The organism is Sulfurimonas sp. hsl 1-7, assembly GCF_030577135.1.
Classification (GTDB): Bacteria; Campylobacterota; Campylobacteria; order Campylobacterales; family Sulfurimonadaceae; genus Sulfurimonas; species Sulfurimonas microaerophilus.
This window is the reverse complement of record NZ_JAUIRR010000004.1, coordinates 113,789-126,268: the sequence shown is the minus strand read 5'-3', so window position 1 is coordinate 126,268 and position 12,480 is coordinate 113,789. Positions and strand designations below refer to the sequence as shown.

The following is a 12,480-nucleotide window of genomic DNA, read 5'->3' as shown; positions in this document are numbered from 1 at the left end:
AAAAAATTAATTTAAAATATTGTACTTTTGAAATTTGAAGGTGTAAAATTAAATAGAAATGGTGGAGCTGTGCGGAACTTTACTTAACTAAAATAAAGTGTTTAGAATAAAATTTTTAAAATAAAACCCCTAAATAAACCCCTATTGATTATTATTCATCTATTAAATTATTTATCTCATCACAATTTATAAATATAGATTTACAATTTCTTTGATCTTTTATAATTCGCTCATATTCTCTATGTTTTCCAATCCAGGAACAAATAGAAATAGAAGTAGAATCACAAGCTTTTATATTAATCAAAATTCTGATTTGAGTGTCAGGTATTGTGATAGATACTATATGATGATTTTTTTTACAGTTTATTTTATGAGGTCTTATTTTTGGATCGTTAGGATTCTTTTTATATAACTTTAGAGTCTTTTCATATTCCTCTAAAGTTATAATTCCTTTAGTTATTAGTCGATCACGCTTCTTGAAGAAGTTCTGGGTCGCTTTTACCGTCAAGATAAGCCTGTGCTATTTTTTGAGATATTGCAAAATCTATATTTACAAGTGTTGAATACAATTCTTCAAATGCATTTAGAAGAGTTGATTGAAAAGTTTTATCTATTTGATGTATATCTTCACGTTCTAGAACATCTTCAATTTCATCTTTTAGCTCTAAGACAGTTTCATTTACTTCATTAAGAATTATTTGGTCTGCTTCAATATCATTTATATGATATATTTCGATAAAGTCACGAATTGCTTCACATTTTGCATTTGAATCGTGAACTTTCGAAGTTAAAGCAATTACATTTTTTTCAATGTTTTGTAATTCTCTTTTAAGAGCTTGTTTCTCTGTATACTCAAAAATAGAATCTACAATGCTTTTTAAAGTTTCTTGAACATTAAAGGATGGTAGTGTAATACTACTGTTATTAGCATAAGTTGATGCAACCATAATTACCACCTCCTGAAAAAATTGTCGAATTATATTCTTTAAAGCTTCATATATATTGAATTTTACAGAATACGTGTTACAAATATCGACATTTTATAAAAAATTTAAAGATATGAATACAAAAAACACTCTTTAAATGTTTCACGATGTTTCACACTGAATAAAGGATAATATCATATTTCATATAAATTAGCTTATAAAAAATATTATTAATTTAAAAGTGTGTAAATAATACACTATATATTATATATTCAAATTCTATTCTCCTAATAAATCAAAATAACTTATCTGTCAGTTTAGCGTGTTTAATAGACAAAAAGTGTGAATTTTAACAACATTCGATCGTTGTGGTTTAGCATCATATTTTAATATGCTGCTAAAAATATTCATCGCTTTTTTTCGTTGTTTTTGTTTTGGACAACTTTTTATAAAATTATTCCCCATAAACTCGATGTTTTCAAAGCCTTACTATTAAATTTATTGGACAAGTTCAGTTCAACTTCAATGCGATAATTTTAACATTCGTCTAACACAACACAAAAAGGTTTAATGATGGACAAGTTAATCAGAATAAATCAAGTAATGGATTTAGTAGGCATTAAAAAAAGTACTGTGTGGCTTTGGGTCAAACAAGGAAAGCTCCCACAACCTAAAAAACTTTCTCCACGTGTAACAGTTTGGAAAGAGTCTGATATCTTGGAATATATACAACAAGCTATATAGTGAAAGGTAAGTAATGGGCATTCTTGAGAAAGATTTTAATACTAACTTTACACAAGTTCCAAATAATATTTTAAATGATTTAAACGTTTCTTGTAAAGCAAAAGGTCTTTATACGTTTATGGTCTCTAAACCTGATAAGTGGGATTTTAAACTTAGTGGTTTACAAAGTCAATTAAAAGAGGGTCGGAATGCAATTTTAAATATAATTGATGAACTTTCAAGTTGTGGATATCTTACAAAAGTTCAGTCACGAGTTAATGGACGATTTCAAACTAATAAATACATATTGCATTTAGAGCCTAAAACTTCGAAAAACCCGTCCAAGTTTAGAAACTCAACTCGGGAAAACCAACTCGGTTTTTCCAACTCGGAAAACGCAACTACTAGTAATACTATAGGAAACAATACTAAAAGAAGTAATACTAAAACTACTTCTAAGAAGAAGATTTCTTTTGATCATTTTAGGGATATTTTTATTAATGAATTTAGTGAGGGGTTTACTATAAGTGATTTAAGTTGGCGTAGTGATACTGTTTTTACTATACAAGATGGAAAGATTTTTAATACTGTTTCTAATCGTCTTTTAACTAAAGAAGATAGTTATGAGATATGGAACTATCTTTATACTAAATTCCAAAATGATGAAATAGCACAATTAAAGGATATAGAATTATGAATATTTATCAAGCGTATGTGGATAATGGAAATAAAACGGGCTTTTTTATTTCAAGTGATATTTGGAGTAAAGTTATAGCTCATATTACAAAAGTTCAAGGGAAAACATTTGGCGAATTAATTGGCCGTCCTCCATATTATGGTTATCCAAAAGTATTTGCAAATTTATATAAATTAGATGTAAATAAAAATCAATATACGCTAGCGATTGAAAATATTGTTTTGTCTTGTCCTGATTCATATACATATTTTATCTTTAACGGACAGAATTTCCTCAGCGATCGAGAGACGAGCGCATTAGCGAGGAACGAGTAAGCGAGGAAATTTAGCGAGGCTGAGCCGAGCGTCTAGTCAAATTAACAAAAGTTTACCGATAAAAGGAAAAAGGTTAAATAAATCCCTAAATATAGGGCTATAAAAAAATCATCATATTATAACGGTGTTTTTTAGAATAAAAGTATAAATTCAATGATAAAGGGGTTTACTATGGATATAAATGAACAAAAGATTTTAGAAGCTTTAAAAGAAAAAAGATTAAATCATTTAAAAAAGTCGTATGAGTTATTAATTCCGCATTTAACAAGAAATCAACATGCATCTATTAGAAAGAAAGCTAAAGGTAGTTCTCCATTGGTTTATTCTGCATTACTTATTTCATATTTTGAGAAATACAATATCAAATATAAAGATAAAGAAATAAAAGAAAAATCAAAAGAAGATTTAGAGAAAGTTGCAGAACGACAAAGAGCTTATGTTCAAAGACAAAAAGAACGTAAGATGAAAATGTTACAAGTTTATATTTCTCCTAGTGCTTTTAAGTGTTTGGAAGAAATGCAGATAAATAGTGGAAAAACATTTAGTGAGATTGTAAGTATGTCTTTACAAAATCAATTAGCCAGAAAACCATCTTGGCAAACTAGAAGATGATTATGTATTTATTGACGGAAAGTTTTTATTAACCGTTTCTTGTAGATGCTGTGGCTGGATATGTGTATAAATTTGAGTTGTTGCGAGGTCTGAATGTCCTAAGAACTCTGAAACAATATATACGTCACAACCGTTTTGTATAAGATGCGTTGCAAAAGTGTGACGCAACAGGTGAGGATTTAATCCAAATACTCCTTTAAAATGCATCCATAAAGTTGTTTTATCAAATACTCGTAAAGTATCGGAAATAAAAAGGGGTGTAGAAAGTGATTTTAAATAACTTGGCATATATTTATAAAGTTCTTCTAATGCTCGTATAGCTCTTGGAGCAATTGGAACATATCTATCTTTTGAACCTTTGCCATTTTCAATTCTAATAAATCCGCTTTGTTTATCTAAATCACTCATTTTAAATCTACATATTTCAGTTGCTCTCATTCCCGTAGCGTATGCAAAAATTAAAAGTGCATAATCTCTTCTAGCTTTCCAAATATTTGGAGCTGTTCTTATAGCTCTTTGGTATTTATTTAAAATATTTGTCATTTCATCTTCTGAAATGTAAGGTGGTATCTTTGGATTAGTTGTAATATAAGGTAACTCAAATTTACAGTTTTCGTAACCCAAAGAGTATAAATATTTTAAAATCGTACGCATAAAAGAACTCTGTTTATTTTTACTTGAAGAACTAGAACCGGATGTCACACTTTCTAAAAATTGAATAACTAAATTTCTACTTATATCTTTAGGACAATAAACAGATAAAAAAGAAAGTGCTAGTTTTGTTCTTCCATCGTGAGTAGTCTTTGACTTTTTTTGTATCAATGAATAATTAAAAAAGTCATTGATAAGTCGTGCTGCTAAGTCACAATTAGGCAGAGGTAAAGAAAATATATTCATTTTTTAGCCTTTAAAGCATCTAAATAGTCACTCCACCATTGCATAAGCTTTACACGTTCTTCGAGGTATTTAGCTCTGTTATATGCTTTAGAAACACTATTCCCTACACTATGTGCTAATTGAGTTTCAATTACATCATGTAAAAAAGGACTTTTCTCATGTGCGATAGTGGAAAACATAGCTCTAAATCCGTGAGGAACAAATTCATCTTTTGAATAGCCTAATCTTCTTATAGCTCCTAAAAGGGTGTTGTCACTCATTGGGGCATTTTTATTTTTTAAACTTGGGAATATATATTGTCCATCTCCGCTAAAGGGTTTCATCTCTTCTAAAATTTTAATGACACTATTTGTTAAGGGTACGATTAACTCGTGTTTAGTTTTCATCTTTGTCCCTGGTATAGTCCATTGTTTATTTTTTAAGTCAATTTCGTTCCACTCTGCATAACGAATATTATAAGGGCGTACAAAAACATATGGGAGCATTCTTAAAGCTTGTTTTGTTGTATAGTCGCCTGTGTATTCATCTATGTTTAATAATAGTGCTTTGATGTCATTATCTTTTATAAAAGTAGGGTAGTTCTGTTTTGTTCGTTTACCCACTAAACTTTCTAGGTCTAAAGGAGCTGGAGGATTAGTTATTTGATAGTTATAATCGGGGTTTTGTGGGTTATCTCTTGTAATGAGTGTTTTAAATGTTTTTGAAAGGGCATAATAGAGTTTTCTTGCTGACTCGTTCGCTCCCCGTTCTGCAACTTTAGTAATGATTGTTTTGATATCGTTTGTTGTAACGTTTTTTATCGGTTTATTTTCTATAAATGGGTAAGCGTCATTTTTAAAAGCGTTTAACATCCTTTTGTAGTGTACATCGCTTATATCGTTATTTGTAAGTCTTTCTAGTAGTAATTGCTCGGCTAAGTTTTTAAAAGTAAAGCGTGTGTTTTCTTCTTCTGCTATATGCTTTTCTTTTATGGCTTTCTTTTTGTTTTGCCTCTGTTCCGATGGATTGATCCCCTCTGCTATTTGTTGTCTATATTTTGATTTAAGCTCTCTTGCTTTTGCTAGTGGAATATCTGTGAAGTTTCCTATAACCAGTAATTTTTCTTTTCCCTCAAAAGTATATTTGAGCTTCCAAGTTTTTACACCGTTCTTTTTAATAAGTAAAAAAAGTCCTTCTCCATCAAAAAGTTTATAGTCCTTTTCTTTTGGTTGTGCATTTTTAATTTCATTCACTGTTAGGGGTTTTGTATATCTAGCCATCAAAATTCCTTTAGGGGTTTATTTAAAGCTTTGTTGGGATAATGATATCATAAACCCCGTGAAAAACCCCTATAAAATTTAGACACCCCTAAATATCAATAGACAGTTGTAGACAATAAAACCGACTTAAAGTACTTATTTTAGGTTATTATATGGATTTTGTTAGATTGTTAAATATTGATTGATGGTGGAGCTGTGCGGAATTGAACCGCAGTCCGAAACTCAGCTACTCCTAACGTCTACATGCTTAGAGAAGTTGTTTAGTTTAATCCTGCTTCACACAACTTGCAAAGCTACACAAGACGAGTCTCGGAGGTTCTTCTTGAGCTGAGACAGACACAAGATATATCTACATAAGGGTTATACTTCGAGTCCTGCCTATCTAGAGTCAACAGGTGAAGCAGCCCGCCTCTTGCGAGGGGTTAAAAACTTAAGCTACTGCTAAAGCTGGGCGATAATTTGTATTGTTTGCGTTTATTCGCGTTGAGCCGTGTAACGGAAGTGCTCAGTCCGACATGCAGTTAAAAGCTACCAAATCCCGTCGAAACCAGGTCAGCCCCAAACTAAAATGCTAAAGTGTATAGCGTAATGGAATTATATCAAAAAGATTGTTATTTAAGATATGATTTTTTGAGTTTTTTTGAAGTGGTGGCCAATCTCGGAATCGAACCAAGGACACAGTGATTTTCAGTCACTTGCTCTACCGACTGAGCTAATTGGCCATTATTGTAAAAGTTTAAAAGAAGTGGTGGCCTGTCTCGGAATCGAACCAAGGACACAGTGATTTTCAGTCACTTGCTCTACCGACTGAGCTAACAGGCCGTCTTTTAAGGCTGAAAGTATATCTACTGTGGACTGAAAGTTAGCTTATGTCAGAGGGATCGACCATTTTTTATAATAGGCAAACAGTCGAAGGGTTAAAAAAAGAAAGAAAAGAGCGGTACTTGTTACAAGGTTTAGAACCCCAAATGTCTCTAAAAGATATACACTCAGCGCAATAAGTATGGCAATCGTACCGTAAAATCCCGTTTTAAGTACAAATGGGATCTCGTTGATGATCACGTCTCTTGCTATCCCTCCACCAACGGCGGTGATAAAAGAAGTTGCAATTACACCTGTAAGATTAAATCCTGCTTCTAAACCTATGATAGCTCCCGATATACTAAACGATACTAGCCCGATTGAATCACTTAGTATAAAAAGGGGTTTGTTCTCGATAGAGTTACGTTTATGGTATTGAAATATGATGAGTCCCAACATTACAAGCAAGATAGTAAGTGCAGGGTAGGTGTGTGTAAATGTAAAAGGGGGACGATCGACGATCACATCACGAATAACGCCGCCGCCAAGAGCCGTTAAAAATGTTGAAATAAGTACACCGAGAAGATCGAGTCTGTTTTTGACACCGACAAAAAAACCACTCATTGCAAAAGCGATAATACCGATATATTCACTTATCTCAAACATGTCTCTAAAGCTTCCACTATAGCTTGTTTTTCTAGTTCTTTTATGCGAGTTTCCAATGAGCTTGGAGTTTCATTTTCTGTTAAAAGAATCTCTTTTTGTAAGATGATCTCCCCCTCATCATACGCTTCGTTTACAAAATGGATACTCACACCGCTTTTTGTCTCATTGTTCGCGATTACTGCTTCGTGAACAAAGCGTCCGTACATTCCAGAACCACCGTATTTCGGTAAAAGAGAAGGGTGGGAGTTGATTATTTTAAAACCTCTTGTCAGTGAAGATGAGAGTTTTTTCATGTACCCGGATAAGACGATCATATCGATCTCATTTTCAAGGCATAGATCATAAATACTCTGATCGGGATCGCTTACCGTTTTCGCATTTATAAGGTGACTTTGCAGTGCAAGTTTTTGTGCTTTTTTTAATACATTTGCATCTGTATTGTTCGAGATAACCAGCGAGATCGAAGCATCTAGTCTGTTGGCTTGGATCGCCTCATAAATGGGTTCTAAATTACTCCCGTTATGTGAGGCTAAAATGGCAATTTTTATCATCTGATTTTTAGTGTAATAAGGGCAAGAATGTTAGAAAGGATAGCTATGATCCAAAAACGTACAATTATTTTGTTTTCAGCCCAGTTTTTCATCTCGAAATGGTGGTGGATAGGAGCCATTAAAAAGACTCTTTTATTTCTAAGTTTGTAGCTTCCCACCTGTAAGATAACAGAGAGTGTCTCGATCACGAAAATAGAACCGATAAGTAGTAAAAGTATCTCACTTTTTGAGATAACGGCAAGGTAGCCTAAAAATGCACCGATTGTCAGTGAACCGCTGTCTCCCATAAATACTTCCGCAGGGTGGCAGTTGTACCATAAAAAGCCTGCAAGTGCCCCAACAAGTGCACTTGCAACGATGCTTACTTCACCTACAGGAATGTTTGGAATTAAAAGATATTCACTGATCTTTGCATGACCCGTTGCATAGAGGATAATGGCAAAAGAACTTAGTGCTGCGATCGATGGAACAGTAGCAAGACCGTCAAGACCGTCAGTTAAATTAACTGCATTTGAAGTTGCAACGATTACTAAGATCCATAAAGCTATTGCAAAGGCTCCCATATCAAAAAGAGGAGTCTTAAGAAACGGTACATAAAGTTCTGTATTGAAACCTGCGAAAAAACAGAGATATGCCGCAATGATTAAAGCAGAAGTTATCTGTAAAACAAGCTTTGTTCGTGCTTTTAATCCTGCTAAGTTTTCACTTTTTTTGATCTTTGCGAAATCATCTTGAAAACCTATGAGTGAGAAAAGTAGTAAAGTAAGGATTGCACCCAGAGCAAAAAGGTTCTCAAAGTTAATAGTTAAAAGTGATGCAAAAACCGTTGCACCGATGAAAACAATACCGCCCATTGTAGGTGTTTTTGCTTTCTCCTGATGTCGATCGGGAGCCCACTCATTGATCGGTTGTACACTAGATGTTCTTTGTGCCCATTTTATAAACTTAGGCATCAAAAAAAGAGTAAATAAAAGAGCGATAAAGAACGCTATACCTGCACGGATAGTAATATATCCTAAAATGTTAATATCTAAAAACTGGTGTAAGTAATAAATCAATATATGTCCTATTTTAGCTTTGTTTGTAAAAATGAAAGTGTATTATAGTATAATACGTTAAATTTTTATAGCTAGGAATAAAATTGAGTAAAAAAGCAGTTTTAGTGATTACGGATGGAATTGGTTACTGTGCAAAAACAGAAAACAATGCATTCTATCATGCAAATAAACCTACATATGACAAACTTTTTGAGAACACTCCCCACTCTTTGATCGATACATTTGGACTTAGTGTCGGTTTACCTGAAGGTCAGATGGGTAACTCAGAAGTTGGGCATATGACTATAGGAAGCGGAAGAGTTTTATATCAAGATTTAGTAAAGATCTCTTTGGCATTAGAGGAGCAAACTCTAGAGCATAATGAAGAGTTGGTAAATCTTCTTGGCACTTCTGACAGATTACATCTTGTTGGTCTTATGAGTGACGGTGGTGTACACTCTCACATCGACCACTTTATGGGGATAGCTGACATTGCGGCTCGTCAAGGAAAAAAAGTATTTTTACACCTTATTACAGACGGTAGAGACGTATCTCCGACATCGGCGAACAAATATCTTAAAATCGTACACGAACATCTAAACGATAATATCTCTATAGCAACTATATCTGGACGTTTTTACTCTATGGATAGAGATAACAGATGGGAAAGAATCAAGCGTGGATACGATGCGATCGTACATGCCCAACCAAAAACTTCAATGAACCCTGAAGCGTATGTTGGACATTCGTATTCATTAGGTGAAACAGATGAGTTTATGGAACCTACTGCTTTTGATGGTTATGAAGGGATGCAAGAGGGTGATGCAGTTTTAACTGTTAACTTTAGAAGTGACAGAATGCGTGAAATGGTAACTGCTCTTGCTTCAAATGAATTTAGCGAATTTGAAAGAAAAGCAATCAATATAAATCTAGCTACAATTACAGAATATGATAAAAGTTTTACTTATCCTGTACTTTTCAGAAAAGAAGCGCCGAAAAATACTTTGGCAGAGGTGATTAGCAATAATAACCTTCGCCAATTACATACGGCAGAGACGGAAAAATATGCACATGTTACATTTTTCTTAAACGGTGGAATCGATGAGCCTTACGCAAACGAAACACGTGTTTTAATTCCGTCACCAAATGTTAAAACTTACGATATGAAACCTGAAATGAGTGCAGCAGAAGTGGGTGAAGCGGTACTTAATGCAATGGATGAAGAGTACGACTTTATCGTAGTAAACTTTGCAAACGGTGACATGGTTGGTCATACGGGAGATTTCGACGCTGCTGTAAAAGCTGTTGAAGCTGTAGATGCTGAACTTGGCAAAATCTTTACAAAAGCAAAAGAGAAAGAGTATGCATTTGTACTGACATCTGATCATGGAAACTGTGAAGAGATGAAAGATGACGAGGGGAATATCCTGACAAACCATACGGTTGGAAAAGTTTGGTGTTTCGTAGAAGCTGAAGGTGTAAGTAAAGTTGAATCTGGCGGTTTAAACAACATCGCACCGACTGTTTTAAAACTTATGGATCTTGAAGTTCCGGCAGAGATGGATCACAGTTTAATATAATCAATTTAAAAAGGGAGAAAAATTTTAATGAAATTTAGTGGAAAAAATGTATTAGTTACAGGTTCAAGTCGTGGTATCGGTGCTGAAGTTGCAAAAACTTTAGCAGGTTTCGGTTTAAAAGTATGGGTTAACTATAGAAGCGGTGCCGAGGCAGCTGATAAAGTAAAAGAAGAGATCGAAGCAGCAGGCGGTTCTGCGGCAGTAATCGGTTTTGACGTAAGTGATGAAGCTGCGTTTACTGATGCTATAAAAACTATTATCGACAGCGACGGAGAACTTTCATACCTAGTAAACAATGCAGGTATCACAAACGATAAACTTGCTCTTCGTATGAAAACAGAAGATTTTATGTCTGTAATCAATGCAAACCTAACATCTTGTTTCATTGGATGTCGTGAATTTTTCAAAGGGGCTAGAAAGAAAAAATTCGGTTCAGTTGTAAATATCGCTTCGATCGTAGGTGAAACTGGAAATGCGGGACAAACAAACTACTCTGCAAGTAAAGGTGGAGTTATCGCTATGACTAAATCGTTTGCACTAGAAGCTGCAACAAGCGGAATCAGATTTAACACTGTTACTCCTGGTTTCATCTCAACTGAAATGACAGAAGTTTTAAGTGATGATGTAAAAGCAGAATTGAACTCAAAAATTCCAATGCAGAGAATGGGTGAGGCTAGAGAAATTGCCGAATCTGTAGCATTTTTACTATCTGACCATGCATCGTATATTACGGGTGAAACGCTGAAAGTCAACGGCGGAATGAATATGGCATAAATCTTTATCTAAGATATTTATGCTATAATTACGAGATTTTAAACTTAAATATAGGAGCTATAATGGCACTTTTAGATGATATTAAAGAAGTAGTAGTTGAACAACTAAGCGTAAGCGCTGATGAAGTTAAAGAGGATGCGAAATTCGTTGAAGACTTAGGTGCTGATAGCCTTGACGTTGTTGAACTAGTAATGGCTCTAGAAGAGAAATTCGATATCGAAATTCCTGATGATGAAGCTGAAAAAATTCAAACTGTTGCTGATGTAGTTGCTTACATTGAAAGCAAAAACTAAGAAAGATTAGTTTTCATTATAAAAGGGTTTTCCCCTTTTATAAAAATTTGAAGTATTTTTACCAATTAACTTTTATAGTTGGTTTATAAAAATATTTAACTTAATATTACGGAGATATTTAATGAGAAGAGTGGTAGTAACTGGGTTAGGAATGATTAACTCTGTTGGTAATGACAAAGAGAGTTCATTTAAAGCAATTTGTGATGGTGAATGTGGTATAGACACTATTACTATTTTTGACCCGGAAAACTTTTCTGTAAAAATTGCAGGTGAAGTGAAAAATTTTGATCCAGAAACTGTAATGCCTCCAAAAGAGGTAAAAAAAGCTGATAGATTTATCCATTTCGGTTTAAAAGCTGCTGCTGAAGCTATGGAAGATGCAGGTTTCCCTGAAGATATCGATAAAACAAGATTTGGTATCTCAGCAGGTAGTGGTATCGGTGGATTACCTTCAATCGAGAAAAACTCTGTAATTTTAGAGACTCGTGGTCCAAGAAGAATATCTCCATTCTTCATCCCTGGAGCACTTGTAAATATGCTTGGTGGGTTTGTATCTATTGAACACGGTGTTCAAGGTCCAAACTTATCTTCTGTAACAGCTTGTGCAGCTGGTACACACGCAGTAAGTGAAGCATGTAAAACAATTATGTGTAACGGAGCTGACAGAATGTTAGTTGTTTCAGCTGAGTCTGCAATCACTGGTGTTGGTGTTGGTGGTTTCGCTGCAATGAAAGCTCTTTCAACTAGAAACGATGATCCAAAACACGCTTCTCGTCCGTTCGATGCTGGTCGTGATGGTTTCGTTATGGGTGAAGGTGCTGCTGCATTAGTACTTGAAGAGTATGAGATGGCAGTTGCTCGTGGTGCTAAAATTTACGGTGAAGTTATTGGTTTCGGTGAAAGTGGTGATGCAAACCACATTACAACTCCGAGTCTTGACGGTCCGGCACGTGCTATGAAAGCTGCATACGAGATGGCTGGTCGTCCAAAAGTTGATTATGTAAATGCTCACGGTACTTCAACACCGATCAATGATAAAAATGAAACAGCTGCTGTAAAAGAGCTTCTTGGTGGAAAAGAAAACTGTCCTCCGATGAGTTCAATTAAAGGGCAAATCGGTCACTGTTTAGGTGCTGCCGGTGGTATTGAAGCTGTTACTTGTCTAATGGCTATGAGAGATGGTATCATCCCTCCAACAATCAACTATGAAACGCCGGATGAAAACTGTGATTTAGATTACGTTACTGAAGGTGCTAGAAAAGCTGAACTGAATGTAGTTATGTCAAACTCATTCGGTTTTGGTGGAACTAACGGCGTTCTTATCTTCAAAAAGATATAAACGATAAGGAA

Annotated in this window: 14 protein-coding genes, 2 tRNA genes and 1 other RNA gene; 8 read left to right on the top strand and 9 right to left on the bottom strand. The window is 34.5% G+C overall.

Translation table 11 applies throughout. The annotated features are described in order from the left end of the window. Window positions 1-467 precede the first annotated feature (467 nt). On the bottom strand, window positions 468-947 hold the full coding sequence (locus tag QWY88_RS09465) for a hypothetical protein (RefSeq protein ID WP_304546144.1): 480 nt from the start codon (window positions 945-947) through the stop codon (window positions 468-470). A 552-nt stretch (window positions 948-1,499) separates the two neighbouring features. Here QWY88_RS09465 and QWY88_RS09460 point away from each other — a divergent pair. The 4 genes from QWY88_RS09460 to QWY88_RS09445 all read left to right on the top strand — a co-directional run bounded on the left by QWY88_RS09460 (window position 1,500) and on the right by QWY88_RS09445 (window position 3,272). After that, the gene (locus QWY88_RS09460; protein ID WP_304546143.1) at window positions 1,500-1,670 is read left to right on the top strand and encodes a helix-turn-helix transcriptional regulator; all 171 of its coding nucleotides are present in this window, start codon (window positions 1,500-1,502) and stop codon (window positions 1,668-1,670) included. A gap of 13 nt (window positions 1,671-1,683) precedes the next feature. After that, window positions 1,684-2,346, top strand: coding sequence for a hypothetical protein (locus tag QWY88_RS09455; RefSeq protein ID WP_304546142.1), 663 nt, complete (start codon window positions 1,684-1,686; stop codon window positions 2,344-2,346). Then, a complete protein-coding gene (locus QWY88_RS09450; protein WP_304546141.1) occupies window positions 2,343-2,660 on the top strand; it encodes a hypothetical protein in 318 nt (105 codons plus the stop codon). The genes QWY88_RS09455 and QWY88_RS09450 overlap by 4 nt, the downstream gene beginning before the upstream one ends. Window positions 2,661-2,831: 171 nt before the next feature. Beyond that, window positions 2,832-3,272 carry a hypothetical protein gene (locus tag QWY88_RS09445; protein ID WP_304546140.1) on the top strand — a complete coding sequence of 147 codons (441 nt, stop codon included), beginning with the start codon at window positions 2,832-2,834 and terminating at the stop codon, window positions 3,270-3,272. Here QWY88_RS09445 and QWY88_RS09440 read toward each other — a convergent pair whose 3' ends face one another. The 8 genes from QWY88_RS09440 to mraY form a co-directional block, all read right to left on the bottom strand. Beyond that, window positions 3,273-4,169, bottom strand: a complete 897-nt coding sequence (locus tag QWY88_RS09440; protein WP_304546139.1) for a tyrosine-type recombinase/integrase — start codon at window positions 4,167-4,169, stop codon at window positions 3,273-3,275. Beyond that, window positions 4,166-5,428 (bottom strand): tyrosine-type recombinase/integrase, encoded by a 1,263-nt coding sequence (locus QWY88_RS09435; protein ID WP_304546138.1) that lies wholly within the window; start codon window positions 5,426-5,428, stop codon window positions 4,166-4,168. Before QWY88_RS09435 ends, QWY88_RS09440 begins: the two co-directional genes overlap by 4 nt. A gap of 185 nt (window positions 5,429-5,613) precedes the next feature. Next, window positions 5,614-5,988, bottom strand: a transfer-messenger RNA (tmRNA) gene (gene ssrA / locus QWY88_RS09430). Window positions 5,989-6,074: 86 nt separating this feature from the next. Beyond that, window positions 6,075-6,150 (bottom strand) — tRNA-Phe (locus QWY88_RS09425). A 24-nt stretch (window positions 6,151-6,174) separates the two neighbouring features. After that, a tRNA-Phe gene (locus QWY88_RS09420) sits at window positions 6,175-6,250 on the bottom strand. A gap of 45 nt (window positions 6,251-6,295) precedes the next feature. Continuing rightward, window positions 6,296-6,895, bottom strand: coding sequence for a trimeric intracellular cation channel family protein (locus tag QWY88_RS09415; protein ID WP_304546137.1), 600 nt, complete (start codon window positions 6,893-6,895; stop codon window positions 6,296-6,298). Continuing rightward, on the bottom strand, window positions 6,883-7,446 hold the full coding sequence (gene purN, locus QWY88_RS09410) for a phosphoribosylglycinamide formyltransferase (RefSeq protein ID WP_304546136.1): 564 nt from the start codon (window positions 7,444-7,446) through the stop codon (window positions 6,883-6,885). Before purN ends, QWY88_RS09415 begins: the two co-directional genes overlap by 13 nt. Further along, window positions 7,443-8,504 carry a phospho-N-acetylmuramoyl-pentapeptide-transferase gene (mraY, locus tag QWY88_RS09405; RefSeq protein ID WP_304546135.1) on the bottom strand — a complete coding sequence of 354 codons (1,062 nt, stop codon included), beginning with the start codon at window positions 8,502-8,504 and terminating at the stop codon, window positions 7,443-7,445. The genes purN and mraY overlap by 4 nt, the downstream gene beginning before the upstream one ends. 83 nt (window positions 8,505-8,587) lie before the next feature. On the opposite strand from mraY, the gene gpmI reads away from it, so the two are divergent. The 4 genes from gpmI (at window position 8,588) to QWY88_RS09385 (ending at window position 12,469) form a co-directional block, all read left to right on the top strand. Then, complete coding sequence (gpmI, locus tag QWY88_RS09400; protein ID WP_304546134.1) at window positions 8,588-10,063, top strand: 2,3-bisphosphoglycerate-independent phosphoglycerate mutase; 1,476 nt, start codon at window positions 8,588-8,590, stop codon at window positions 10,061-10,063. Between the two features lie 27 nt (window positions 10,064-10,090). Next, on the top strand, window positions 10,091-10,837 hold the full coding sequence (gene fabG / locus QWY88_RS09395) for a 3-oxoacyl-ACP reductase FabG (protein ID WP_304546133.1): 747 nt from the start codon (window positions 10,091-10,093) through the stop codon (window positions 10,835-10,837). Between the two features lie 62 nt (window positions 10,838-10,899). Next, complete coding sequence (gene acpP / locus QWY88_RS09390; RefSeq protein ID WP_193113119.1) at window positions 10,900-11,130, top strand: acyl carrier protein; 231 nt, start codon at window positions 10,900-10,902, stop codon at window positions 11,128-11,130. Between the two features lie 121 nt (window positions 11,131-11,251). Next, a complete protein-coding gene (locus QWY88_RS09385; protein ID WP_304546132.1) occupies window positions 11,252-12,469 on the top strand; it encodes a beta-ketoacyl-ACP synthase II in 1,218 nt (405 codons plus the stop codon). Window positions 12,470-12,480 lie beyond the last annotated feature (11 nt).